We start from the raw sequence: 23,822 nt of genomic DNA, 5'->3' as shown, positions 1-23,822 counted from the left end.
TACGCTCCGTCGTCAGCCAAGGTAGTGCGCCAGGAACACCACGTAAAAGGCATAGGTGGCGTTCGCCAGGATGAGGCAGAGACAGGCGAAGGACCCGAGGTCCTTGGCGTGCCTACCCATATCCGAGATTTCCGGTGAGACGCGGTCGACGATCTCTTCGATCGCCGTATTGATCGCTTCGAATGCCATCATCAGCAGGAACAGGATGGCCATCACGACATACTGGACGAAGCTGGCGCCGACGGCGACGAAGGCAACCATTGCGACGGCGAAGGCAATCAGTTCGTGGCGAAAGGCCGCCTCGCCGATCAGCCGCTTCGCGCCGCCGAGCGAATAGCTCGCGGCCGCAAAGAGATGGCGGATGCCGGTATGCTTTGTGACAGAGGCGGTGCGACCGTTGCGGGAGGTGGTGTTCTTGGCGTCCATTTCGTCTCGACGAGCTTGAAACTGCGAAGCTTCGACATTCCGATTGCGGCGAATGCGAGGCCGGCTTCAGTTGAAGTACGCGCCAGACATCATCTCAATCCGGCGCAACGCTATTTCGCCTGAAACCGGAACGCGCCCGCTCCTCCCGATATGCGAGAAGACGCTCCGCATCAAGACCTGCAGTCGCCAAGCATAACATGGCCGACAGTCGACCGACAGGAATGGACGAAGCCGGTGCGTCAATCCTTGTTGCTGACGCCGGCCTGGGCAAAGGTCGCCATCCCGCCATGGCAGGCGGCTGCCGCCTTGACGATACCCGCGGCAAGGGCTGCGCCCGTGCCCTCGCCGAGCCGCATGCCGAGCGCCAGGAGCGGCGTCTTGCCGAGCTTGTCGATGGCGCGCATGTGCCCGGGCTCTCCCGAGACATGGCCGATCAGGCAATGGTCGAGTGCTGCCGGGTTGGCGGCCTTGAGGATCGCCGCCGCTGCCGTTGCCACGTAGCCGTCGATGATCACCGGCACTTTCTGCATGCGCGCCGCGAGAATGGCGCCAGCCATCGCCGCAATCTCGCGCCCGCCGAGCCGGCGCATCAGTTCGAGGGGATCGGACAGGTGATCGCGATGCAACGCCACGGCCCTTTCGACCGCCGCGAACTTGCGCCTCAGCACCTCGCCCTCGGAGCCGGTGCCCGGCCCGACCCAGTCCTCGGCCGTCCCGCCATAGAGGCCAAGGTTGATCGCCGCTGCGATCGTCGTGTTGCCGATGCCCATCTCGCCGATGCAGAGCAGGTCCGTGCCACCGGCGATCGCCTCCATGCCGAAGGCCATCGTCGCGGCGCAGTCGCGTTCGGACAGAGCCGCTTCCTCGGTGATGTCGCCGGTCGGATAATCGAGCGCGAGGTCGAAGACCTTGAGTCCAAGGTCATGGGTGACGCAGATCTGATTGATGGCCGCACCGCCGGCGGCAAAATTCTCCACCATCTGTGCCGTAACCGACGAGGGAAAGGGTGTGACGCCCTGCCTGGTAACGCCGTGGTTGCCGGCAAAGATCGCGACGAGCGGCCGGTTGACCGCAGGCGGGCGGCCCGTCCAGGCAGCGAGCCAGAAGGCGATTTCCTCGAGACGGCCGAGCGCGCCCGGCGGCTTCGTCAGTTGCGCGTCCCGCTCGCGGGCCGCGACGAGCGCCGCCGCATCGGGGCCCGGCAGGTTACGCAACAACGCGCGGAAATCATCAAACGGCAGGCCGCTGGCACTCATAAGAAATCCTTGCATATCCGAAAGGGCGTTCGGCACCCTCATAGAGGCTGCCATCGCTCCCGGCAACGGCATTTGCGCCAAATGCTGTCGCCGGAGCATGATCCGGCAAAGGGCCGCGATTCGGGTGGTTCCGACCTGGGAGAGACTATGCGCATTGTTGGCGATCTCTGTGATGATCTGGCGCGATCGGCGGCGTTCCTGAGCCGCATCCCCATGCCTCAGCGGCACTTCGTCGGCCATGACGGTCGACTGAGCCGCGCCGTGCGTGCCTTCCCGCTCGCAGGCATTCTGATCGCCCTCCCCGCGGCGTTGCTGGGGGCGCTCCTGGACGTGCTTCAAGCAAGCACGCTGTTCACCGCTTTCCTGATCGTTGCCTTGCAGGCACTCGTTACCGGCGCGCTGCATGAGGACGGCCTCGGCGATACGGCCGACGGCCTCGGCGGCGGCCGCGATCGCGAATCCGCACTGGCGATCATGAAGGACAGCCGCATCGGCACCTATGCAGCCGTAGCCCTCATCCTTTCCTTCGGCCTGCGCGTCTCGGCGCTCGCTTCCTTCCTGCCGCTTCTCTCACCTATGGGCGCCGCATCCGCGCTTCTCGCAACTGCCGCCCTCAGCCGTACCGCCATGGTCTGGCACTGGTCGCGCCTGCCGCCAGCGCGCCGCGATGGCGTCGCCGCCGCGGCCGGCGTTCCGGAGCCGCGCGCGACGTCACAAGCGCTTGGATCCGGAGCGCTCCTCTCGCTTCTGCTGTTTTATGCGGCCGGGGTTCCTCTGATCGCGGCTCTGCTCGCTTTCACCGCATTCGCCCTCACCGTGCGGGGATTCGGCAGGATCGTCTCCCGCAAGCTCGGCGGCCATACCGGCGACACGATCGGCGCCACGCAGCAGCTGACGGAAGTCGCCGTTCTCGGCGCTCTTGCGCTGGCGATATGAAAGACCGATATAATTCGACCAACCAGAGCAGAGCACGCCCGATGGAATCTCCCTGCATTCTCGTTTGCGCGATCGATGACCGGACAGGCTACTGTTTCGGCTGCGGGCGTACGCGAGATGAAATCGGCTCCTGGACGCTCTACTCCGATGCAGAACGGCACAGCATCATGCAGGCGCTGCCGGCGCGGCTGGAGACAGTCGAGCGCAAGCCGCGACGCGAAACACGCAGGGCCCGGTTGGCGCGGGAACGAAGCGGCTCATGAACCGTCTGATCCTTCTGCTGGCAATCCTCGCCGTTGGCCTCGCACTCCTGATCTTTAATCACGACAGCGGCCAGACTTTCGGCATGAACAATGACGACTTCGGGCGGCTCGTTTCGCTCGCAGCCATTGCGACGCTGTTTGCTGCCGGCATCCTTCACAGCCGACGCCATTTCGGGGAGAGTGTGCGCCAGATCGCCCTATGGCTGCTGATCGCCGTTGGTCTCGTTTCCGGCTATGCCTATCGCGTCGAGCTTCAGACCTTCGGCGACCGGGTGCTCTCCGAACTCATGCCCGGCCGGACGATGGTCGTCACCGACGGCGAGGGGCAGCAGGAAATCGTGCTGCGCAAGCGCCTCGACGGCCACTTCCAGGCCGACGCGACGATCAATGGCGAGGCGGTCAGCATGCTCGTCGACACAGGAGCCAGCAGCATCGCCCTCACCTACGAGGACGCCGAGAGGATCGGCCTCGACCCGGAAAGTCTCGGCTATTCGGTGACGGTGATGACTGCAAACGGCCGGACGCTGGCCGCTCCGGTTACACTGGAGCAAATTGCCATCGGCCCGATCGAGCGGCGAAACATCCGCGCAATGGTCGCCGCCAAAGGCAACCTCGATCGCAGCCTGCTCGGCATGAGCTTCCTCTCGACCCTGGACTCTCTGCAGATGCGCACCGACGAGTTGCGGCTGCGGGACTAGATCCAGCCGTCAATTGCGCAGCCTGTAGCCGGTGCGGAAGATCCAGGCCAGCACGGCCATGCAAATCGCGAGGAAAGCGACGATGATCACGGCGCTCGCGAGCGGATTGACGTCTGAAATCTCGAAGAAGCTCCAGCGGAAACCACTGATCAGATAGAGTACCGGATTGAAGTGGCTCAGCGTCCGCCAGAATGGCGGCAGCATATCGACCGAGTAGAAGCTTCCTCCAAGGAAGACGAGCGGCGGGACGACCAGCATCGGGATCAGGTTCAATTGCTCGAAGTCTTTCGCCCAGATGCCGATGATGAAGCCGAAAAGGCTGAAGGTCACCGCCGTCAGCACGAAGAAGAAGATCATCGCGAAGGGGTGGGCGATGCTGAGATCGACGAACAGTGACGCGGTGATCAGAATGATCGTGCCGATCATCAAGCCCTTGGTCGCCGCCGCGCCGACATAGCCGAGAACGATTTCCAGCATCGAGATCGGCGATGACAGCACTTCGTAGATCGTGCCGGTGAATTTCGGGAAATAGATGCCGAAGGAGCCGTTTCCGATGCATTGCGTCAGCAGCGTCAGCATCATCAGCCCGGGCGTGATGAAGGCACCGTAGGAGACGCCGTCGATCTGCTGGATGCGTTCGCCGATCGCCGCACCGAAGACGATGAAATAGAGCGAGGTGGAGATGACCGGCGACACCACGCTCTGCAGCAGGGTGCGGCGCGTGCGCGCCATCTCGAAGAAATAGATGGACTTGACCGCTTCGATGTTCATCGCCCCGCCTCCACGATCTCGACGAAAATATCCTCAAGCGAACTCTGCCGCGTCGAGAGATCCCGTAGCCTGACCCCGGTCTCCGCGAGCGTCGCGAGCAGCGCGGTAATGCCGGTCCGATCGGCGCTCGTGTCGTACTCGTAGATCAGACTCTGGCCATTGTCCTCGAGCGTCAGATTGTAGGACGACAACGAGTCCGGGATGCGCTCCAACGGTTGGGCGAGATCGACGCGCAGCTGCTTGCGACCAAGCTTCGTCATCAGCGCGTTCTTGTCCTCGACCAGAAGGATTTCACCGCCATTGATGACGGCGATCCGGTCGGCGATCTCTTCCGCTTCTTCGATGTAGTGCGTCGTCAGAATGATCGTCACGCCCGAAGCGCGCAGCCGCTCGACGACCTCCCACATGCTCTTGCGCAGGCTGACGTCGACACCAGCGGTCGGCTCGTCGAGGAAGAGCACCCGCGGTTCGTGCGACAGCGCCTTGGCGATCAGTACGCGCCGCTTCATACCGCCCGAAAGCTCGCGCAGCATGTTGTCCTTCTTGTTCCAGAGCGACAGATCCTTCAGCACCTTCTCGATGTGGGCCGGGTCCGGCTTCTTGCCATGCAGGCCGCGCGAAAAGGAAACGGTGTTCCATACCGTCTCGAAGGCATCCGTCGTCAGCTCCTGCGGCACGAGCCCGATCATCGCCCGCGTCTGGCGGAAGTCGCGCACGACGTCATGGCCATTGACGGTAACCTCTCCGCCGCTCGGATTGACGATGCCGCAGATGATCGAGATCAGGGTGGTCTTGCCGGCCCCGTTTGGCCCGAGCAGGGCGAGGATCTCTCCCTCCTCGATATCGAGGCTGACACCCTTCAGCGCCTCGAAGCCGGAGGCATAGGTTTTCGACAGGTTTGAAACGGAAACAATAGAAGCCATGAAAAAACGGATCCGAATGCGGGCAATATCGGCAGGGTTGCCGCTCCTATATGGGCCAAGTCACGCTGTTTTGCAGCCCATGCCGCGCAAATTTAAAGGTGACGCTCCGTCAAATGATATCCGGGGCAGCGACGCTGAGAGGCCCGACGCCACCGCCGCGCTCCAAAAGGGCGATCATGGGCTGCCATCCCCGCCAGCATCTCCCTGGTGGCAGAAGATCTCATAAAGCGCCATGATCAGCCGCTCGGCTTTGTCATCCGCCAGCCGATAGAAGATTTGTTTGGCGTCGCGGCGCGTTGCGACGATGCCCGCTTCCCGCAGTACGGTCAGTTGCTGCGACAAGGTCGGCTGGTGGATGCCGAGCGTCTCCTCCAACTGGCCCACCGAGTACTCGCCTTCGACAAGCGTGCAGGCGATTATCAGCCGGTTCTGGTTTGCGAGCGTCTTGAGCAACGCCGCGGCTTCGCCCGTCCGCTCGCCCATGTGCGGGCGGACGTTTCGGAATTTCGTCAGCGTTCGCATCTCCATCTCCTTTCAGCCCCATGCCGCTCCCTTGAGCGCATTGAGCGGAAATTTCAGATAGCGCGCGCCATTGGCCTCTGGATCCGGCAAGCGACCGCCGCGAATATTGACCTGCAATGCGTGCAGGATCAGCTTCGGCATCGGCAGAGATCGGTCGCGTGCCTCCCGCAGTTGAACGAACTGATCCTCAGTGACGCCAGCAATATGCGTATTACAGCGCTTCTCCTCGCCCACGGTACTTTCCCAGCGCGGCTCGCGGCCTTCCGGTCGGTAATCGTGACCGGTGAAAACCCGGGTTTCGTCCGGCAGCGCAAGAATCTCGGCGATAGAGCGCCACAGCTGACGTGCGTCGCCTCCGGGGAAATCCGCCCGGGCCGTCCCGCTGTCGGGCATGAAGATCGTGTCGTGGACAAAGGCCGCGTCGTCGAAGATAAAGGTCACGGAAGCAAGGGTATGGCCTGGCGAATAGAGCACCCGTCCTTCGATCGATCCGAGATGCAAACGCTCGCCCCCTTCAAACAGGCGGTCCCATTGCGAACCGTCCACAGCAAGCTCCGGCCAATTATAGATCGCCTTCCAAAGCTTCTGGACGCGCACCACTTCGGAGCCAATGCCGGTCGGCGCGCCGGTACGTTCCTTGAGATAGGCCGCGGCCGAGAAATGGTCCGCATGCGGATGGGTGTCGAGTATCCATTCGACCGTCAGGCCATTCCGGCCCACATATTCGAGGATCAGGTCCGCCTGCTCGGTTGCCGTCGTACCCGATTTCTCATCGAAATCGAGCACCGGGTCGATGATGGCGCAATGCTTTGTCAGCGGATCGGAAACGACGTACTGGATGCTTCCCGTGCGACACTCATAAAAGCCTTTGACGTCCGGCTTTGCAGTTGCAGCTGCACACATCGTTGCCCCCATTTCATCAAAATACAATTAAATATAATGTAATCGTTCGGCCGAACAAGTGACCCAGGACGACGTCAATCTCGCGTCGCGCGTTCAAGAGCTCGGAGAAGCGGATTATCGCACAGGCGCGATACGGAGGGTCACCCAATTTCGGGTTGCCGGCGATGCCATGATGCGGGCCCGCTTATCCCGGGCCAGCCGTAGAGGCTGTAAAGGAAGCGCAAGGCTATCAAGGTCATGAAAATACCGAATACCGCCTCGAGCTGCCTTCTGTCCATCGCATGGGCAAGACGAACGCCGAGCGGCGCCACCAGCAACGAGACCGGAATGATCAAGGCAACTGCGATCCAGTTGACGAAGCCGGTCGAGAGCGGCGGTAGACCCGGCTCGCCCCAGCCCGCCCAGATGTAGCCGAACAGTCCGGGGATCGAAATCAGCACGCCGACGCCGGAGGATGTCGCGATCGCCTGATGGATGGGCCCGTTGTAAAGCGTCATGAATGTATTGTTGAGCACGCCGACGCCGACACCCATCAGCCCGGACAAGATGCCGATCACCGCCGACCAGCCACTTGACCGGATTCTTCGGAAGCTCCGTGCCGAGGCGCCAGGTCGCGCGGTTGAAGATCATCCGCAACGCGACCGCGAACGCAATGACAGCGAAGATCAGCCGCAAGGTCTCGCTGCTGACATAGGCCGCGATCACGGTGGCGAGGATGGCGCCGAGCGGAATGGCAAGGATCCAATTGCGCAACAAGGCCGTGTCAGCGCCGGTAGTGCAACAGGAAGGAGCGCACCGAGGTGGGGACGATGATCGCCGTCGAGGTGCCCACCGAAAGATGCATCCGCACCGCGTCGTCGACACCAAGAATCCCAAAGACCTGAAAGAAAACCGGTACGAGGATGGCACCGCCGCCGACGCCGAAGAGGCCCGCAAGCACGCCGGATACGACGCCGGCCGCGGCCAGCGCCAGGGCAAACATCATCAGTTCCGAGAGCGGCGGCATGGAAAAATCCGATCGTGCTGAAGGCCGGCAGCGGATGTGGATGAGTGCCATCACTGTCATGAAACGGTGATGGATTTCAATCACCTTCAAACGGCGCGGAGCGGCCCCGCTCTCGTGATTTGCACGCCGGAGCCTCCCCTATGCTCCGGCGTTTTGGCCGGCCCCCGCCGGCCTCTTTTTTTTGTGTCGCCGACCGCTAATCGCAATGCCGGTAGCCGGATTTACGCGTCCGCAGATCAAAGTGGAAATGGTCCTTGTGGAACGGATCGCTGCCGGGGCCGAGCACGGTGTGGAAATACTTGCAGCTATCGGCGCGCACGGCCTTTAACAGCCCGCGCTCCCGGAAGGCGAAGAAGCCCTTCCGGCGCACGTCGATCTCCTTGCCGTTCTTCAAGACGAATTTGCCGACGTCGATGGCATTGCCGCGCGCATGTTCCGACATTGGATTGCCGCGGCGCGAGTTCATCGTCCGGCAGGAATAGCCGCCGAGCGGCTTGATCGTCTTGACGCCGGACCAGTAGCGGTAGCGCGAAGACGGCGCGAGTTCGTACTTCACCCACTTGGCAAACGCTTCGGTCACTTGGCAATTGAGCTTCACCGCAGGCTTGACGGCAATGTTGCCCGAAAGGCCGCTGATCTCGACCGGATAGTCGATGCCGCAAGACGGTCCGTTATAAATGCGCGGCACATCGCGGAAGATGACGCCGAGCCTCTTCAGTCGCTGGCGGCAGGCGATCTCCGAGCGAGGCATTTCGCCTGTATATTCGGGCGCCGAGAGAGGATTGCGGGCGCGCGGCAGGAAGGCGACCTGCTGCGGCTCCTCGGCACGCCGACCGGCCTGCGGCGTGACGTGTCGCGCCCTCGTCGGCTCTTCGGGCGAGATTTGCTCCGGCGTCAGCGGCGGCAGATCGGGATCGTGGCCCGGAGATGCTTCCGCTGCGGGCGCAAGCTCGGCGGAGCCGCCGAGCTGACGCACATTGTCCTCGCCGATGCCGCCGACAACCGGCTGAGTGGCGTTGCCTTCGGCAATGTCACCGGCCTGCTCCTGCGCCAGGCCGACGACCGGCTCGACGCCCAACATTGCATCCATATTGACGCCTTCGGGCGGAACCGACATTGGGCCGGCGCTTGCGACTTGCGTCTCAGCCATATCCGGCTGGCTGTCGATCATCGGCAGACTGCCCTGCGGCTCGGCAGCGCCAGCGGTCCCGTCACTGAGGGTCGATACCGGCCCTTCCGACGGATAGGCGGCCGCCGCCTGTTCCGGTTTGGTTACGACGCGGCTCGGCCTGATGGCGCCGACACGGGAGGCGCCGTCGACCCTGGTCGGCGGCGAAAGTGCGTCAGTGCTGCAGGCCACAAGCGGAATGGACAGCAGCAGCGCCGTCAACGGTCGATGGAGAAGAGAAACATACGCCATACCAATTGCCGCCTTCGTCCATGACAAAGCCACGACTTTGTCGGTCCATCGCCCGCCCGCAATCAAAACGTGGCGCCCCGCTATGTCGCCAAGCGGGCAAGCGGCCGAGAAAGACGGGTTCAGGCCGTACTATATGCAAACGTGGTAAATGAAGCGTTTGCTCGACACCAAAAGTGGCGCGAGTCCTGCCTGGGGTCGCTGTCTCCTCAACCGCACTCGCCGCGATGGACAATGCGGAAACCAGCGGCGCCGGCTTCGCAGGCATTTGGAAAGGTCGAGAGCCGCCCGCCGCGCTGGCCGCAGACGGGAGCATATTCCCGCGTGCAAAACTGCTGGGGCGGCGCGGGATCTTCGCTGCGCCGGCATTCGCCCGACCCGATCACCCGGAATCCGTCAGCGCGCGCCTCACAGGCATTCGGAAATGATCGCCTCAGCCTGCCGCGCTCGCCGCAGACCGGTGCGAATTCGCGGGTGCAGGCCTGCTCCACCGGCGGACGGAAATCCGGCCGGCATTCGCCTCGGTGAAGGACGCGAAAGCCGTCGGCGCGCGCGTTGCAGGCATTGGGGAAGGTTCTGAGGCGGTTGCCGCGTTCGCCGCAGACCGGCGCGAATTCCATCGTACACATTTGCGGCGGACGGACCGGCGCGGGCCCAGGTTCGTCGACGACGACCGTGCAGGCGGAAAGAAAGCCGATCACCATCAAGATCGAAGCGGTCGGCCGCGAGATGAAAAGCTTGAGAAGCGACATGGAAATCCTCCGCGATCATCTTTGCCTCGAGCGAACTGCAACGGCCGCCCTCTCCCGAGCGTGATCTCACCTGCAATGGACGGTGCCGTCAAGTTCCGCGAACCGAACCCCCTGCATACAACTGCGGATAGAATGATGTTGAAACAAAGAACCCGCGCTCTTTCGAACGCGGGCCAGTCTGGCAATTGGTCTTCTATTTTGTTGTGTCAGGCCGCCCGACCATAGGCGGCTTGGCCGTCGCGCAGGCGGAACCTCTCGAGCAGCGACTTCAACTCGCGGCTCTCCTGGGCCAGCACCTGGCTCGCGGCGGTTGTTTCCTCGACCATGGCCGCGTTCTGCTGCGTCATCTGGTCCATGCTGTTGACGGCAGTGTTCACCTCCTGGAGACCCGTCGCCTGTTCGCGAGCCGCGGTGGCGATCGAGGCGACCTGTTCATTCACTTGGTTGACGAGGGCCTCGATCTCCTTGAGGGCGTCACCCGTGGAGCGTACGAGCTCGACGCCCGCGCCGACTTCCTTGACCGACGTGCCGATAAGACCCTTGATTTCCTTCGCTGCCCCGGCCGACCGTTGCGCAAGCTCGCGAACTTCCTGGGCAACGACCGCAAAACCGCGCCCCGCCTCGCCCGCCCGCGCCGCTTCCACGCCGGCGTTCAGCGCCAGCAGGTTGGTCTGGAAGGCGATCTCGTCGATGACGCCAATGATCTGGCTGATGCGGCTCGAGGAATCCTCGATCCGCCCCATGGCATCGATCGCGTTACGGACGATGCCGCCGGATTTCGCCGCACTCGCCTTGGTCTCGTTGACCATGTCGCGCGCCTCGACGGCGCGATCCGAGGCGTGACGCACGGTCGAGGTAATCTCGTCGAGCGCCGCGGCCGTTTCTTCCAGGGCGGCCGCCTGCTGTTCCGTCCGCCGCGCCAGATTGTTCGCCGCCTCGGAAATATCGCCGGCACTGCCATGCACGATCTCGGTCGATTGCGAGATCGCCCCGATGACATCCCGAAGCGCGGCAACGGCAGCATTGAAGTCATGCTTGAGCTTGCCGTATTCCGGCGCGATCCGCCCGACCTCGGCCGTGAGATCGCCGCTTGCCAGCCGCTCGAGAGCGGCGCCAAGTGTTTCCATCGCCTCGGCCTGGGCGGCGGCGGTCGAGCGCTGCAGTTCTTCATTGCCGCGCCGCTCGGCGTTCAGCCGATCCTGCTGCTCGACTTCGCGCGAGCGCAGTTCCAAGCGCTCCTTCACGGAATCCCGCAGTACCATAAGTACCTTGGCCATCTGGCCGATCTCGTCGCCACGGTCCGTTTCCGGAATTTCCGAGGAAACGTCTTCGTCGGCGATCGCCTGCATGGAGACCTTCAGTTTCTCAACCGGCCGCACCACGCTGCGGACGATCGCCAGTGCCGCCAGCAGGATCGCCAGCGCCGCCGCTGCAAGAATGCCGCCCACCTGCCAGGCGCGCTCGCGGAACATGGCCGCCAGATCGTCGGCATAGACGCCGGTGCCGACAACCCAGCCCCAAGGCTTGAAGCCTGCCACATGCGAATATTTCAGCACCGGTTCCTCGGCACCGGGCTTCGGCCAGTAGTAGTCGACGAAGCCCCTGCCCTGGGCCTGCACCGTCTTGACGAATTCGACGAACAGGAACTTCCCGTTGGGATCCTTGTTCTGGGAAAGATCCTTGCCGTCCAGTTCCGGCTTGATCGGATGCATCACCATCGTCGGATGCATGTCGTTGACCCAGAAGTAGCCACTGTCCTGGTAGCGCATCGCCTTGATCGCTTCCAAGGCACGTTTCTGCGCCTCCTCGCGTGAAAGCGTTCCGGCCTGTTCCTGCTTATGATAGGCCTCGAATACCGTAACGGCGTTGTCGTTCATCGCCGAAAGCATCGCCTTACGCTCGGCGACGAGCTTGTCCTGCGCCTGGACCACGCCGAAGGTCAGCGCCGCCGCCATCACCAACAACGCAAATGCCACCAGCGCGTAAAGCCGCGCCGAAATCCGAAATCGTCTCATCCCAGCCTCCCTTTCAGTGGCTTGCAGGATAAAGGGAGGAATTTGCGAAGCTCCTAACAAAGATTTGCTAGATTTTACGATGCAGGATTAACTTTTCGGCAACCAAGGCGCGTGCCGGAGAGGGTGCGAGATTTGGTGCTGGCCTCTTTTTCGGATACCCGCCATACGCTAAACCTTTTGTCGACAACGGGGGACAGGCCGCATGAATGCAGTGATCAAGCCGAATGGCGAGCTAACCTTGCGCACCCTGGCGATGCCCGGCGATGCCAATGCCGCCGGCGACATATTTGGCGGATGGGTGATGGCGCAGATGGACCTTTCCTGCGGCATCCGCGCCGCCGAACGTGCCCGGGGCCGCGTCGTCACCGCCGCCGTCAAGGAAATGGCCTTTGCGCTACCGGTGAAGATCGGCGACACGCTGTGCATCTATACGGATATCGTCAAGGTCGGACGCACCTCGATGACCCTCAAGGTCGAGGCCTGGGCGCAGCGCTATCTCTCGCATGTGATGGAGAAGGTTACCGACGCCATGTTCGTGATGGTGGCGCTCGACAGTACCGGGAAGCCTACGCCCGTGCCGGCGGAATAGCCATGGACGAGCCCGCGCCGGATCCGGCAATCTTTTCCTAGCGCCTTGCTCTACCAGTTTACCTGGATGGCGGGAGAAGGTCGCGGCAGCGGGATGAGGGGCAATTCATCCGGCCTCAGCCCTTGAAAATGAACGAGGCGCCGAGCGCGATCAGCGCGAAGCCGACGAGTTGATGCCAGCCGATCGGCTCCTTCAGCCAGAAGATCGAAAAGAGGACGAAGATGGTGAGCGTGATCACCTCCTGCATCGTCTTCAACTGCGCCGCCGAATAGACGGAATGGCCGATGCGGTTGGCGGGTACCGCCAGCCAATATTCGAAGAAGGCGATGCCCCAGCTGGCGGCGATGACGATATAGAGTGGCGAGGACGTGAACTTCAGGTGACCGTACCAGGCGAAGGTCATGAAGACATTGGAGGCGAGCAGCAGCAGCACCGGCCAGACATAGGCGGGATTGACGGCAAAGGGCATTGGGACCTCGGGAGGACGCGAATCGGTGACCGAGGATGATCCGGCCGCCGTCCTCCTCGCAAGCGTCTTCGCCGTATCCGGAGCGGATGTGCCCTGCTTTTTCCGCACGATTTCTCGCGACCAGCAGCTGCCACATGCTGTCGGCTCTACGCCACCGTCCTCGAAAAATCCATCCGCTTCGTTTCCCTTTTGTACTCCTTCCCCCTTGGCTTTCGGCCTGACTCTGTCCATATTCCCCGCCATGGCCCAGAAACCGAAAAAATCCCCGAAAAATTCGTCCACACCCAGCGGTTTCGGGGAAGCCCCGCAGGCGCCGCTTTCCGGCACGCCGCTGTCCGGCAACGTCTCCGACTGGGTGAAGCAGCTCGAGGCTGAGGCGGAGGCGTCGACCTTCGAGAGCCGGCGCGAGGTTGCTTCGAAGGCGGGCAAGCACCGCAAGAAGGTCGAGATTGCCGCATCGAAAGCGACCTCGGACGGTGAAGAGAGATCGGCCGAAGGCCGCAAGCCCGAACCGGCGTCCGAGCTGACGCGAGGCCCCCGCGGAGCGAAGGCGCAACGCGCCGACAGCGCGAGCGGAAAGACCATCAGCGGCAAGACCGCACGCGGCACCTCGATGGGCGGCAGTCACGACCCGAAGACGCGTGCTGCCGCCGGGCTCAACCCAGTCGCCGGCCTCGATGTAGCGCTCGAGGATGCCGACAAGCTGACGACGGGCTCCGGCGTCACCGCCACGGTCGATGCGTTGGCGAAGCTCATCGAGAGCGGCAATCCGCTGTTCAAGGACGGTAAGCTCTGGACGCCGCACCGGCCTGCCCGACCGGAAAAGTCTGAAGGCGGCATCGCCATCCGCATGCAATCGGACTACGAGCCCGCAGGCGACCAGCCGACCGCGATCGCCGATCTCGTCGACGGTCTCACCACCGGCGAGCGCAACCAGGTGCTGCTCGGCGTCACTGGCTCCGGCAAAACCTTCACCATGGCCAAGGTGATCGAGGCGACGCAGCGTCCGGCCGTCATCCTGGCGCCGAATAAGACGCTCGCCGCCCAGCTCTATTCCGAGTTCAAGAACTTCTTCCCGGAAAACGCCGTCGAGTATTTCGTCTCCTACTACGACTACTATCAGCCGGAAGCCTATGTGCCGCGCTCCGACACCTATATCGAGAAGGAATCCTCGATCAACGAGCAGATCGACCGGATGCGCCACTCGGCGACGCGCTCGCTGCTCGAACGCGACGACGTCATCATCGTCGCCTCGGTCTCCTGCATCTACGGTATCGGCTCGGTCGAGACCTACACGGCGATGACCTTTCAGATGAATGTCGGCGACCGGCTGGACCAGCGGCAATTGCTCGCCGATCTGGTGGCGCAGCAATACAAGCGCCGCGACATGGATTTCCAGCGCGGCTCCTTCCGGGTGCGCGGCGACACGATCGAGATCTTCCCGGCCCACCTGGAGGATGCCGCCTGGCGCATCTCGATGTTCGGCGACGAGATCGACGCGATCACCGAGTTCGATCCGCTGACCGGCCAGAAGACCGGCGACCTGAAATCGGTGAAGATCTACGCCAACTCGCACTATGTGACGCCGCGGCCGACGCTGAACGCCGCCACGAAGGCGATCAAGGAGGAGCTGGCGCAACGCCTGGTCGAACTGGAGCGCGCCGGCCGCCTGCTGGAGGCGCAGCGCCTCGAGCAGCGCACCCGCTACGACCTCGAAATGCTCGAGGCCACCGGCTCCTGCCAGGGCATCGAGAACTATTCGCGCTACTTGACCGGCCGCAGGCCCGGCGAACCGCCACCGACGCTGTTCGAATATATTCCCGACAATGCGCTGATCTTCATCGACGAAAGCCACGTCACCATTCCGCAGATCGGCGGCATGTATCGCGGCGACTTCCGCCGCAAGGCGACGCTGGCCGAATACGGCTTCCGCCTGCCCTCCTGCATGGACAACCGGCCGCTGCGCTTCGAGGAATGGGACGCGATGCGACCCGACACGATCGCCGTCTCGGCGACGCCCGGCGGTTGGGAGATGGAGCAGTCCGGCGGCGTCTTCGCCGAGCAGGTGATCCGCCCGACCGGCCTGATCGACCCCCCGGTCGAGGTGCGCTCCGCCAAGACGCAGGTCGACGATGTGCTGGGGGAAATTCGCGAGACCGCCGCCGCCGGCTACCGCACGCTGGTCACGGTGCTGACCAAGCGCATGGCCGAGGACCTCACCGAATATCTGCACGAGCAGGGCGTCCGGGTGCGCTACATGCACTCCGACATCGACACGCTGGAGCGCATTGAGATCATCCGTGATCTCCGCCTCGGCGCCTTCGACGTACTGGTCGGCATCAACCTGCTGCGCGAGGGCCTCGACATTCCCGAATGCGGCTTCGTCGCCATTCTCGACGCCGACAAGGAAGGCTTCCTGCGCTCGGAAACCTCGCTCATCCAGACGATCGGCCGCGCCGCCCGCAATGTCGACGGCAAGGTCATCCTCTATGCCGACACGATCACCGGCTCGATGAGCCGGGCGATGGAGGAAACCGCCCGCCGTCGCGAGAAACAGATGGCCTACAACCTCGAGAACGGCATCACGCCGGAATCGGTGAAGGCGAGGATCTCCGATATCCTCGATTCGGTCTACGAGCGCGACCACGTCCGTGCCGACATCTCCGGCGTCTCCGGCAAGGGCTTTGCGGATGGCGGCCACCTCGTCGGCAACAATCTGCAGGCGCATCTCAATGCGCTGGAAAAACAGATGCGCGATGCCGCCGCCGACCTCGACTTCGAAACCGCCGCGCGGCTGCGCGACGAGATCAAACGCCTCAAGGCCGCCGAACTCGCGGTCCTCGACGATCCGATGGCAAGAGAAGAGGCGAAGTCGCAAGAGAGCGGGAAACGGGGTACGAAGAGCGCCCCCAGCCCGAGCTCTCCTGTTGCGGGGGAGATGTCCGGCAGGACGGAGGGGGGTACCTCGTCCACCGGCTACTTCCAGAAACCCTCCCTCGACGACATGGGCCCGGGCACCGACACCGAGCGCCCGCTCTTCCGCAAGCCGGATCTCGACGAAATGGGCCGCGACGTGGCGGTCCCCGCGGGCCGCAAGTCGGAAGGGCAATCGCTGTTCAGGAAAAACACCCTCAACGAGATGACCGTCGGGCGGACCGAGAAGCCCATCACTGGCCACGTTCCGGAAAAGCCGATCCTCACCCGCGCCAAACCCGGCATCGGCTCCTATGAGGACCAAGCGGACGAGAAGCGGCAGAAGGGCCGAACGAAAGGAAAAACGGGGCGGCCGGGGCGGTAGTGGATCGATGGACTCGATTTTCACGAACCCATTTTTCACTACATTTACGGAAAAACCTCCCCAGACTAATAGAAGTCTCGTTCAGCCGAGTCTTGGGGGTACTTACAACGCGCTCGCACGCATACGTGTAGATATACACGGCAGCAGCCTGATCGTAGCCGACGAGTAGGTTCTCAATTGTGTCAACTTAAGCCATCACATCAGCAAGAGTATCGTTGCGTCGAACCTTAAATGAATGGGCCACTTCGCCCCTTTTTGCGCCAGAATTATGCATCGCCTGCATTAGCACAACGTCAGTATTTTCTGGATCAACCCCAATGGGAAGCTGGTAGAGCACGCTTTTCCCTATATGGACAATCCGCTTTGACATGCCGGCTCTAACACAAACTGAGCGAAAACTCGACTCACCATAAGGTAGCTGGAGCTTGCCTAGACACTCGCGCTAGTCAGGGGGATGCCCCTCCTCCTCCGCCGCCCGACCGATCGATCGGCACACAAGCGCAACGTGAGAAGACGTGTACTCACGCGCTACACCCTATCATTTTCCAGGTCAATTTACGCGCCCACCCCGTTTTCCCGTCCTCACGCAGCCAAAAACCCTAACTTTATAGGGAACATTCCCGCAAATTGCGAATTTCAGTGCCATCTAATTTAGGGAGAACGAAGATGCGCATCTTGGAGACATTTTTAACGAGCACCGGCCTGGCGCTGGTTTCGGCTGGATTTATTGCATCGGCCCCGGTTCCGGCACAAAGCCAGGATGGTCCCATCCTTATGGCTCAACAGTGCAGCCCCCTTACAGACGCGAACTTTGCGGCTTGCTGCGCGGCGGAGAACCGAACCGACATCCTCACGTCCGCGCAGATCGCGCAATGTCCGCCTTTGGCCACGGCAGTAATCACGCCCACCAATCCGTTCTCAACGACTAACGCCGGCGGCGGCGGCCCCGCCGCAGGCGGAGGTAACGGCGGCGGCGGCGGCGGTGGCGGCGGCGGCGGCGGCAACGGCGGCGGCGGCGGCGGCAATGACGGCGGCGGCGGCGGCAATGACGGCGGCGGCGGCGGCAATGACGGCGGCGGCGGCGGCAATGACGGCGGTGGCGGCGGCAATGACGGGGGCGGCGGCGGCAACGACGGCGGCGGCGGCGGCAATGACGGCGGCAATGACGGCGGTGGCGGCGGCCAAGATCACGGCCAGGGCGGGCAGGATCGGGGCCAGGGCGGCCAGGATCGGAACAGGGACAACCGAGACCCCGGACCGGGTAACCAGGATTAAGGCAAGTGAACCCAGGATCTGGACGAAACCATTAGCGTAGTTTCGACGAGCGTATCCCAGCGCTCGCTGCCAATGACCTATAAACTAGTCGCGCCGGCTCACCCAACCGGCGCGACCAAAACCCTCCCCTCGGATTGGGAGAAGCAAAGCCACAGCTCCTCCCGTCCTGCCGGTCCCGCCGGAAATGAAGGATCCGGCCCTTTTTCGCCCGCTCGTTTGCTCTAGTCTTGGCTATGCTTGGCGCCGACCGCTGCCGTTCCGCCAGTGGAAGCTGACAAAGGGACCGCGGCGTCACGATTCCTCAGAATGCTTGGACTACTCCGCCGCCCGTGCCTCCACCTGAAGCGGCTCCATCTCATACGAATAGCCTTCCAGCATCGCATAAGCCTCCTCGATGATCTCGATCTGCGCTTCGGCATTCTTGATCGCGTCGCTGATCGACTGGCTGCGGGCGCGCAGCATCGAGCCGAGCACGTCGGTGTCCGGCCGCCGGCCGAGACGGTCCAGGTGCTTGCGGACGCGCGAGCGGTGGCGTTCGAGTTCGAGGATATGGAAGCGGGTCTTGACGATGTCGTCGGAGAGCTTGCGCCGCATCGCCGCCACCGGGTCGAAGCTGCCGGGCTCGCGCAGGTCGAGAATGAAATCGTTGACGAGTGTCTCCAACATCATCAGGCCCTTGAGCTGCTTGGGATCGACGAGCTGCGGATCGTAGCCGGTGTCGTCATAGACTTTGCGGCGCACCGGATCTTTCAGAAGATCATAGGCCGCCTGCAGCTTGCCGAACTGCTCGGCATCGCCGCCGCGGTCCGGATGGGCTGTCTTCACCGCCCGGCGATAGGCCGCCCGGATCGCCCGCTCGTCGGCGTCGCGCTCAATTCCAAGGAGGGCATAGGGATCGATCACGGCCACCTGCTTTCGTCGACTTGCAATTTTCTGTCCGGTTCAGACCTACCGGTTCGCTGTGCCAGCAGCAAGTCCAGTGGATGCGAGAAGACGCGCCACGCTCAGCCCAGCGTCGAGACGAAATTGTGGTCGAAACGAGGCAATCCACGACATTTGTCCGTCACTTCGACTTCCAGAAACACCGGACATAGCACGGCCTTGCGCGGACACTGCGACAGCCGGAACTCTTCGCTTGCCTTTTCCCCGAAATACTGCCACTCCTAACCCCGTTCGGGCGATTTCAATCCCGGAGACTGGACTTTCGTTTGAGCCCGGCCAAGACCGGGACTGCCGCAAGCGGCATCGTAGACGTCTTTTCCCCGAATCGTGACCACTCGACGCCTTTCAGCACCCTACATGGTTCCCTGGATCGGGACCAATTAGGGAGACGCTGAAGACGACATGTTCGTTTCCTTTTAGGGGCACGAACACACTACCTCAAGCAGCCAAGGCGTGCTATTGAAGCGCTGGGTTGCGGCAAAGACAGACTGAAGGAAAAGGACTTCTTCCATGGCCACCAAGGGCATCGTAAAATTCTTCAACCAGGACAAGGGTTTTGGTTTCATCACGCCGGATGGCGGCGCGAAGGACGTTTTCGTCCACATCTCCGCGGTTCAGGCCGCCGGCCTCGCGACGCTCAAGGACGGCCAGCAGGTCAGCTTCGACACCGAGCCGGACCGCATGGGCAAGGGCCCGAAGGCGGTCAACCTCCAGGCTATCTAAGCCGGACGTTCAGATCGGATTATGAAAGATGGCGCTTCGCAAGAGGCGCCGTTTTTCGTTGGGGGGAAGTTTGCCACAGCGCGGTCGCTCAAGGGACCCGCCATGCCCCTTGCTGGGCTCGGCCTACAGCCCTATTCCGCCGCCTGGCGGGCCATGACCGCCTCGAACACCGCGTCGAAGGCGGCATGGATCACCTCCGGGCCGGCGCTCTTGCGGGTGGCGTCGGCGGAGAGAATCTGGCGATAGCGCCGGGCGCCGGGCCAGCCTTGGAACAGCCCGACCATGTGGCGGGTGACATGGATCAGCCGGCCGCCATTTTCGATATGGGCGGCCGCGTAGGCCGCCATGGCGTCGCGCATGTCCGCCCAGAATGCGAGCGACAGGCAATGGTGGCGATCGGAAAAGGCTTCCGGCTTGAGCGGCGCGGCTGCGGCGCCGGTCAGCGGGTGGGCGAAATAGACATCCGCGGCCGTGAGCAGGCCGCTGTCGTGGTAGGCGGCGCGGCCGAGCATGACTCCGTCCAGCGGCGCTCCGTCTGCCGCCTCGGCCGCGGCAAGCCCCGGTGCGGACGCAGGGAGCAGTCGCGGATCAAGATGCGTGAGCGCTTGATCCAGTGTCTGAAGACCGCCATTGAGGCCGATGAAAAGATTCGGATTTTCTACCTTCAGTCGATGCACGAGCCCATAATCGAGCGGCGGGATCTCCCGGTTCTCCCGCGGCGACAGGCCCTGCAGCCAGGCCTTGCGGGCATGCACCCAGACGGCATCCGTGCGTGCCTCCTTGACGCGGGCGACGAGCGCGCGAAGCGCCACCTCCGGATTCTGGTCGTCGACGCCGATGCGGCACTTGACCGTGACCGGGATCGTCACGGCCGCCTTCATCGCCGCCACGCATTCGCCAACCAGCGCCGGGTCCTGCATCAGGCAGGCGCCGAAGGTGCCGGACTGCACCCGGTCCGAGGGGCAGCCGACATTCATGTTGATCTCGTCGTAGCCGAAGCCTTCGGCGATCCGCGCCGCCTCTGCCATCTTCGCCGGATCGCTGCCGCCGAGTTGCAGCGCGACGGGGTGCTCCGAGGCGTCATGGCCGAGCAGCCTATTCCTGTCGCCGCGCAGGATCGCATCGGCGACAATCATCTCCGTATAGAGCAGCGCATGGCGCGAGAGCTGCCGCGCAAAGAAGCGATAGTGACGGTCCGTCCAGTCGATCATCGGTGCAACGGCAAAGACCGGCGCCTTGAAGTACCGGCCCTTCTCAGACGTTTCGACCGTTTGCGACGTCTCTCTCATGGTCTGGTCAATTCTCTTCAATTCTCTTGCCCGCTTCCCCCGTATACGGCAGAGCCAATTTGACGACACGTGTAGCGTCGAATTGAGCGCGGGATCCGAGCATAAGCACCAGGCGGAACGCGGCCTTATACTGTGCCGATCCAAATAAAGCGAGATGGCGCGGCCGTTCAGTGCGCACGCAAATGCTAGCTGGCATGCGTGCGGAGAAAACAGACGTGCCGCGGAGGCTCGTTCGCCGGGTTGAATAACCCGCATCGGTGAGGCGGCGGGATGTCTCGCGCTACCGAAATCCGGCCTGGCGAAACCACTCCTGGACGCCGGCCAGTACCGCCGCCTTGGCGCCTTCGAGCGTCGACGCATAATGGAAGCTCGGATTGTTGGTGCCGTTACAATGGGATATCCGCCAAGCCCAGTCGCTCATCGTCTCGCGTTTCATGACGAAGGCGACTTCATGCCGGCCCAGCATTGCACAATAGGTCCCGTTGCGCAGTGGCAACCAGGTCAAACGAATATCTGCAACCTCTATCATTTCAGCCTCCCCAGCAGAAAAGATATAGGCCGGCTATCAAGTGCTTGAAACCCCGCCATTTAAGGGGCTTGTGAGCCGTAGGGGCGAAGAAAAGGCGTCGCGAACGGGAACAACCCTGGATAGGGAATCGGGGGCTTGGCGAAGATACGGCAACGCCCGGCCAGTCCCTCGCCAGCATTGCGCACCAATACCCAAGTCCGACTTCGCGAAATTGCGGACAAACGGAAAATCATGCGCTAGATTGAAGACCCTCGCCCGGCTGGCGCCCGCAGACAACGCGCGGAACCGGGCCGTGGCCGGCGACGTTTTTGCATTGAAACCCGAAATGCGGGAGGAGCAGCGCGCGAGGGGGCCCTCCACCCGGCTGTCTGTACCGAAATCGCGGTGCTCCGGGACTTGTCGGTGTATCGCACCCCAGGAGGAGAAGCATGCATAAAATGTTGTGGAACCGTCCGATCGAGCTTGGATTGACCGGCGGCGACGTGCGTGTGGTCAATGGGCCGTCCGATGCGCTCGCGTGCCTCGCGGGCCAGTGGCCCCACCGTGGGCCCTATTACGTCGCAGCGCGCAGCGCCTGCCGCGCGGCAATATGCGGTCGGCGGACTCCTGACGAGGCTCGCAGGCTGTTCATTTTCGCGGTCGAGGAAGCGCACCTGTCGGCTCATTGACCGGAGAGACGCGCCGCCAGCAAGCCAGTGTTCAGCGTCTGTGTACGCTGGGACGTCTATTGTTGCTATATGCCTACCGAAAAACGCCTCAGTAGGCAGGAATTATATTATTAATAGGTAGTTCGCACCTGGATAAATAGTATTAATAGCATCTGCGCGCGGCTTTGCTTGAAGATCAGAGTCGTTTCTAATATAAGCTATGGCGCAGGCTTTAAGTCATCAGCATGCCTTTGGGCCTGGCCGGATTTCCGGCCGATCTTGAAATGACACGGAAATCTCCGCGAAACCGCCAGATTTCTGTCGTGAAGCGTTCATTTAAAGCACGTATATTCTGAGGTGCCTCACAAAGAACAAGTTCGGAGTGTTTAACTCCGGATCAAAAGGGAAAAGAAAATAATACGGGAGAGACATCATGATGAGAGAGAGCAATCTCCGACGAATCGTCGAAGTCAGCATGAAGCGCGAAACCGGCCGCAAGGACATCGGCATCATGACCGTACGCCAGGCCCTTGAACTTCCCGAAGTACCGAGCCTCGAATACAGCCACCCGGAACTCAACTCGCGGTCCGACGGTCGCTTTCTGACCCGCGACCAGCTTGAAGCCTATGCCCGCTGCGCCTGACAGCAGACCGCGCGTGGCCAATAAATCATCCTCGGCATAAGTTTGCCTTTTGCCGGAGCCCGTCCGGCTGCTAACGTCCCACCCAAAAGAATCGCTACAGCACCAACCGTCAACACCGGCATGGTAGGTCGCTGTAGCGTTTCGACTTCCCGCAGAAATCTTTCGCCCTGATAATTCTTTTGCTCGGGCCAGCCTGGGTCATGCGAGAACCGGACGACCATGGACACCGTCATACCGCCCTCACCGCCTATCCTCTTGCCGATTTCCGAAAGCCCGGTCGGCTTTCCCGTGCGGCGGGTCTATTGCGTTGGCCGCAACTATGCCGCCCATGCGCGCGAGATGGGACACGATCCCGAGCGCGAAGCCCCGTTCTTTTTCCAGAAGAATGCTGACAACCTGTTGCCGCCCGGCCAGGATTTCCCCTACCCGCCGCTCTCGTCGGATGTACACCACGAGGTGGAACTGGTCGTTGCCCTCGGAAACGGCGGAGCGGATATCCCCATCGATGAAGCGTTCGCGCGTGTCTATGGCTATGGAGTCGGTATCGATTTCACGCGCCGCGACCTGCAGGCGCAGGCGAAGGAGGCCGGCCGACCCTGGACCGCGGCCAAGGCATTCGAGCATTCCGCGCCGATTTCCGCGATCGTCCCGGCGACGGCGGTCGGCCACCCGACGAGCGGCAATATCTGGCTGAAGGTCAATGGCGAGACGCGCCAACAGGGCGATCTCGGCCAAATGATCTGGACGGTCCCGGAGATTATCGCCGAACTCTCGCGCCTCTTCACACTGGCCCCCGGCGACATCATCATGACCGGAACGCCCGCCGGCGTGGGCGCCGTGCAGCGCGGCGACATCGTTACGTGCGGTGTCGATGGGGTCGCGGCGCTCTCGGTCAAAGTCGTTTAGTCGCTCCCGGATAGGGGAAAGCCGCGCACCCGGCGCTACAAGCAGAAGGAATGAGTCATGCCACTCTACGCGCTCGGTCCGCTGCAGCCGACCACGCCGCCGCAAGGCAGTTACTGGGTGGCGCCGGACGCCAATGTCATCGGCCAGGTTGAGATCGGCGATGAGGTCGGCATCTGGTTCGGCGCGACATTGCGGGGCGACAACGAGCCGATCCGCATCGGCGCACGCACCAATATCCAGGAGGCGGTGATCGTCCATGTCGATCCGGGCTTCCCGGTGACGATCGGGGAAGGCTGCACGATCGGCCACAGAGCGATCATTCACGGCTGTATGATCGGCGACAATTCGCTGATCGGCATGGGTGCCACCATCCTGAACGGCGCCAGGATCGGCCGCAACTGTCTGGTCGGCGCCAATGCGCTGATCACCGAGGGCAAGGAATATCCCGACAATTCGCTGATCATCGGCGCACCGGCCAAGGTGATCCGGACGCTCGACGACGCAGCCGTGCAAGGCTTGAAGCGCTCGGCCGAACATTATGTGAAGAATTGGCAGCGTTACGCCGCACAGTTCAACCGGCTAGATTAAGCCTGCTTGGTTCAAGCAGAACGAGGCATGGGCGCT

General features: G+C 62.5%; 24 protein-coding genes and 1 pseudogene. 11 read left to right on the top strand and 14 right to left on the bottom strand.

The annotated features are described in order from the left end of the window. Positions 1 to 12: 12 nt before the first annotated feature. Together CO676_RS09505 and cobT are read right to left on the bottom strand one after the other, a co-directional pair. Positions 13 to 426, bottom strand: coding sequence for a diacylglycerol kinase (locus CO676_RS09505; protein WP_097520570.1), 414 nt, complete (start codon positions 424 to 426; stop codon positions 13 to 15). Between the two features lie 239 nt (positions 427 to 665). Further along, a complete protein-coding gene (cobT, locus tag CO676_RS09500) occupies positions 666 to 1,682 on the bottom strand; it encodes a nicotinate-nucleotide--dimethylbenzimidazole phosphoribosyltransferase (protein ID WP_097520819.1) in 1,017 nt (338 codons plus the stop codon). Positions 1,683 to 1,829: 147 nt separating this feature from the next. Between cobT and CO676_RS09495 the strand changes: the two genes are divergently transcribed. From CO676_RS09495 to CO676_RS09485, 3 genes are read left to right on the top strand one after another with little or no spacing between them, the layout of a single operon-like run. Beyond that, positions 1,830 to 2,618, top strand: a complete 789-nt coding sequence (locus tag CO676_RS09495; RefSeq protein ID WP_097520821.1) for an adenosylcobinamide-GDP ribazoletransferase — start codon at positions 1,830 to 1,832, stop codon at positions 2,616 to 2,618. A 41-nt stretch (positions 2,619 to 2,659) separates the two neighbouring features. Beyond that, positions 2,660 to 2,881, top strand: coding sequence for a DUF1289 domain-containing protein (locus CO676_RS09490; RefSeq protein ID WP_097520569.1), 222 nt, complete (start codon positions 2,660 to 2,662; stop codon positions 2,879 to 2,881). Continuing rightward, positions 2,878 to 3,579, top strand: a complete 702-nt coding sequence (locus CO676_RS09485) for a TIGR02281 family clan AA aspartic protease (RefSeq protein WP_097520567.1) — start codon at positions 2,878 to 2,880, stop codon at positions 3,577 to 3,579. Before CO676_RS09490 ends, CO676_RS09485 begins: the two co-directional genes overlap by 4 nt. A gap of 9 nt (positions 3,580 to 3,588) precedes the next feature. Here the strand turns inward: CO676_RS09485 and CO676_RS09480 are convergent, their stop codons facing one another. From CO676_RS09480 to CO676_RS09445, 8 genes and pseudogenes are all read right to left on the bottom strand, one after another. Then, the gene (locus tag CO676_RS09480) at positions 3,589 to 4,350 is read right to left on the bottom strand and encodes an ABC transporter permease (protein ID WP_014764834.1); all 762 of its coding nucleotides are present in this window, start codon (positions 4,348 to 4,350) and stop codon (positions 3,589 to 3,591) included. After that, a complete protein-coding gene (locus CO676_RS09475; RefSeq protein WP_014764835.1) occupies positions 4,347 to 5,273 on the bottom strand; it encodes an ABC transporter ATP-binding protein in 927 nt (308 codons plus the stop codon). Before CO676_RS09475 ends, CO676_RS09480 begins: the two co-directional genes overlap by 4 nt. 174 nt (positions 5,274 to 5,447) lie before the next feature. After that, positions 5,448 to 5,795: a sulfite-sensing transcriptional repressor BigR gene (gene bigR, locus CO676_RS09470; RefSeq protein ID WP_014764836.1), complete on the bottom strand. Its 348-nt coding sequence runs from the start codon at positions 5,793 to 5,795 to the stop codon at positions 5,448 to 5,450. A 12-nt stretch (positions 5,796 to 5,807) separates the two neighbouring features. Further along, complete coding sequence (locus CO676_RS09465) at positions 5,808 to 6,698, bottom strand: MBL fold metallo-hydrolase (RefSeq protein ID WP_014764837.1); 891 nt, start codon at positions 6,696 to 6,698, stop codon at positions 5,808 to 5,810. Between the two features lie 140 nt (positions 6,699 to 6,838). Continuing rightward, a pseudogene (locus CO676_RS09460) lies at positions 6,839 to 7,704 on the bottom strand (sulfite exporter TauE/SafE family protein). 196 nt (positions 7,705 to 7,900) lie between these two features. After that, positions 7,901 to 9,124, bottom strand: a complete 1,224-nt coding sequence (locus CO676_RS09455; RefSeq protein ID WP_097520565.1) for an extensin family protein — start codon at positions 9,122 to 9,124, stop codon at positions 7,901 to 7,903. 206 nt (positions 9,125 to 9,330) lie between these two features. Continuing rightward, complete coding sequence (locus CO676_RS09450; protein WP_097520563.1) at positions 9,331 to 9,873, bottom strand: Kazal-type serine protease inhibitor domain-containing protein; 543 nt, start codon at positions 9,871 to 9,873, stop codon at positions 9,331 to 9,333. 206 nt (positions 9,874 to 10,079) lie between these two features. Further along, complete coding sequence (locus CO676_RS09445; protein ID WP_097520561.1) at positions 10,080 to 11,888, bottom strand: methyl-accepting chemotaxis protein; 1,809 nt, start codon at positions 11,886 to 11,888, stop codon at positions 10,080 to 10,082. Between the two features lie 202 nt (positions 11,889 to 12,090). On the opposite strand from CO676_RS09445, the gene CO676_RS09440 reads away from it, so the two are divergent. Then, entirely contained in the window at positions 12,091 to 12,477 is a 387-nt protein-coding gene (locus CO676_RS09440) for an acyl-CoA thioesterase (RefSeq protein WP_097520559.1), read from the top strand. Positions 12,478 to 12,592: 115 nt separating this feature from the next. Here the strand turns inward: CO676_RS09440 and CO676_RS09435 are convergent, their stop codons facing one another. Then, entirely contained in the window at positions 12,593 to 12,946 is a 354-nt protein-coding gene (locus CO676_RS09435) for a DMT family protein (protein WP_014764842.1), read from the bottom strand. 241 nt (positions 12,947 to 13,187) lie between these two features. On the opposite strand from CO676_RS09435, the gene uvrB reads away from it, so the two are divergent. Both uvrB and CO676_RS36985 read left to right on the top strand, forming a co-directional pair. After that, the gene (gene uvrB, locus CO676_RS09430; RefSeq protein ID WP_097520817.1) at positions 13,188 to 16,244 is read left to right on the top strand and encodes an excinuclease ABC subunit UvrB; all 3,057 of its coding nucleotides are present in this window, start codon (positions 13,188 to 13,190) and stop codon (positions 16,242 to 16,244) included. An 882-nt stretch (positions 16,245 to 17,126) separates the two neighbouring features. Next, positions 17,127 to 17,519: a hypothetical protein gene (locus CO676_RS36985; RefSeq protein ID WP_348628059.1), complete on the top strand. Its 393-nt coding sequence runs from the start codon at positions 17,127 to 17,129 to the stop codon at positions 17,517 to 17,519. A gap of 315 nt (positions 17,520 to 17,834) precedes the next feature. Here CO676_RS36985 and CO676_RS09420 read toward each other — a convergent pair whose 3' ends face one another. Then, on the bottom strand, positions 17,835 to 18,422 hold the full coding sequence (locus CO676_RS09420; protein ID WP_041415469.1) for a J domain-containing protein: 588 nt from the start codon (positions 18,420 to 18,422) through the stop codon (positions 17,835 to 17,837). Between the two features lie 549 nt (positions 18,423 to 18,971). Between CO676_RS09420 and CO676_RS09415 the strand changes: the two genes are divergently transcribed. Then, positions 18,972 to 19,184: a cold-shock protein gene (locus CO676_RS09415; protein ID WP_014764845.1), complete on the top strand. Its 213-nt coding sequence runs from the start codon at positions 18,972 to 18,974 to the stop codon at positions 19,182 to 19,184. A gap of 131 nt (positions 19,185 to 19,315) precedes the next feature. Here the strand turns inward: CO676_RS09415 and dusA are convergent, their stop codons facing one another. Together dusA and CO676_RS09405 are read right to left on the bottom strand one after the other, a co-directional pair. Next, a complete protein-coding gene (gene dusA, locus CO676_RS09410) occupies positions 19,316 to 20,473 on the bottom strand; it encodes a tRNA dihydrouridine(20/20a) synthase DusA (protein ID WP_097520557.1) in 1,158 nt (385 codons plus the stop codon). Positions 20,474 to 20,753: 280 nt separating this feature from the next. Then, entirely contained in the window at positions 20,754 to 21,002 is a 249-nt protein-coding gene (locus CO676_RS09405) for a hypothetical protein (RefSeq protein ID WP_014764853.1), read from the bottom strand. 428 nt (positions 21,003 to 21,430) lie between these two features. Between CO676_RS09405 and CO676_RS09400 the strand changes: the two genes are divergently transcribed. The 4 genes from CO676_RS09400 (at position 21,431) to CO676_RS09385 (ending at position 23,786) form a co-directional block, all read left to right on the top strand. Beyond that, entirely contained in the window at positions 21,431 to 21,670 is a 240-nt protein-coding gene (locus tag CO676_RS09400; RefSeq protein ID WP_014764854.1) for a DUF982 domain-containing protein, read from the top strand. 412 nt (positions 21,671 to 22,082) lie between these two features. Continuing rightward, the gene (locus tag CO676_RS09395) at positions 22,083 to 22,292 is read left to right on the top strand and encodes a hypothetical protein (RefSeq protein WP_012708291.1); all 210 of its coding nucleotides are present in this window, start codon (positions 22,083 to 22,085) and stop codon (positions 22,290 to 22,292) included. 219 nt (positions 22,293 to 22,511) lie between these two features. Next, the gene (locus tag CO676_RS09390; protein ID WP_097520555.1) at positions 22,512 to 23,198 is read left to right on the top strand and encodes a fumarylacetoacetate hydrolase family protein; all 687 of its coding nucleotides are present in this window, start codon (positions 22,512 to 22,514) and stop codon (positions 23,196 to 23,198) included. Positions 23,199 to 23,255: 57 nt separating this feature from the next. Next, complete coding sequence (locus CO676_RS09385) at positions 23,256 to 23,786, top strand: gamma carbonic anhydrase family protein (protein ID WP_014764856.1); 531 nt, start codon at positions 23,256 to 23,258, stop codon at positions 23,784 to 23,786. The last annotated feature ends 36 nt before the right edge of the window (positions 23,787 to 23,822 follow it).

The organism is Sinorhizobium sp. BJ1, from assembly GCF_002531555.1.
GTDB classification, from domain to species: Bacteria; Pseudomonadota; Alphaproteobacteria; order Rhizobiales; family Rhizobiaceae; genus Sinorhizobium; species Sinorhizobium fredii_B.
The sequence above is the reverse complement of the archived record's forward strand: the minus strand, read 5'-3'. Positions and strand labels throughout refer to the sequence as shown.

Coding starts and splice junctions, on each gene's coding strand:
- CO676_RS09400 (WP_014764854.1), top strand. CDS start 21,431: ATGCATAAAATGTTGTGGAACCGTCCGATCGAGCTTGGATTGACCGGC.
- CO676_RS09440 (WP_097520559.1), top strand. CDS start 12,091: ATGAATGCAGTGATCAAGCCGAATGGCGAGCTAACCTTGCGCACCCTG.
- CO676_RS09445 (WP_097520561.1), bottom strand. CDS start 11,888: ATGAGACGATTTCGGATTTCGGCGCGGCTTTACGCGCTGGTGGCATTT.
- CO676_RS09480 (WP_014764834.1), bottom strand. CDS start 4,350: ATGAACATCGAAGCGGTCAAGTCCATCTATTTCTTCGAGATGGCGCGC.
- CO676_RS09455 (WP_097520565.1), bottom strand. CDS start 9,124: ATGGCGTATGTTTCTCTTCTCCATCGACCGTTGACGGCGCTGCTGCTG.
- CO676_RS09450 (WP_097520563.1), bottom strand. CDS start 9,873: ATGTCGCTTCTCAAGCTTTTCATCTCGCGGCCGACCGCTTCGATCTTG.
- bigR (WP_014764836.1), bottom strand. CDS start 5,795: ATGCGAACGCTGACGAAATTCCGAAACGTCCGCCCGCACATGGGCGAG.
- CO676_RS09505 (WP_097520570.1), bottom strand. CDS start 426: ATGGACGCCAAGAACACCACCTCCCGCAACGGTCGCACCGCCTCTGTC.
- CO676_RS09435 (WP_014764842.1), bottom strand. CDS start 12,946: ATGCCCTTTGCCGTCAATCCCGCCTATGTCTGGCCGGTGCTGCTGCTG.
- CO676_RS09405 (WP_014764853.1), bottom strand. CDS start 21,002: ATGATAGAGGTTGCAGATATTCGTTTGACCTGGTTGCCACTGCGCAAC.
- CO676_RS09465 (WP_014764837.1), bottom strand. CDS start 6,698: ATGTGTGCAGCTGCAACTGCAAAGCCGGACGTCAAAGGCTTTTATGAG.
- cobT (WP_097520819.1), bottom strand. CDS start 1,682: ATGAGTGCCAGCGGCCTGCCGTTTGATGATTTCCGCGCGTTGTTGCGT.
- uvrB (WP_097520817.1), top strand. CDS start 13,188: ATGGCCCAGAAACCGAAAAAATCCCCGAAAAATTCGTCCACACCCAGC.
- CO676_RS09395 (WP_012708291.1), top strand. CDS start 22,083: ATGATGAGAGAGAGCAATCTCCGACGAATCGTCGAAGTCAGCATGAAG.
- CO676_RS09385 (WP_014764856.1), top strand. CDS start 23,256: ATGCCACTCTACGCGCTCGGTCCGCTGCAGCCGACCACGCCGCCGCAA.
- CO676_RS09390 (WP_097520555.1), top strand. CDS start 22,512: ATGGACACCGTCATACCGCCCTCACCGCCTATCCTCTTGCCGATTTCC.
- CO676_RS09495 (WP_097520821.1), top strand. CDS start 1,830: ATGCGCATTGTTGGCGATCTCTGTGATGATCTGGCGCGATCGGCGGCG.
- CO676_RS09475 (WP_014764835.1), bottom strand. CDS start 5,273: ATGGCTTCTATTGTTTCCGTTTCAAACCTGTCGAAAACCTATGCCTCC.
- CO676_RS09490 (WP_097520569.1), top strand. CDS start 2,660: ATGGAATCTCCCTGCATTCTCGTTTGCGCGATCGATGACCGGACAGGC.
- dusA (WP_097520557.1), bottom strand. CDS start 20,473: ATGAGAGAGACGTCGCAAACGGTCGAAACGTCTGAGAAGGGCCGGTAC.
- CO676_RS09485 (WP_097520567.1), top strand. CDS start 2,878: ATGAACCGTCTGATCCTTCTGCTGGCAATCCTCGCCGTTGGCCTCGCA.
- CO676_RS09415 (WP_014764845.1), top strand. CDS start 18,972: ATGGCCACCAAGGGCATCGTAAAATTCTTCAACCAGGACAAGGGTTTT.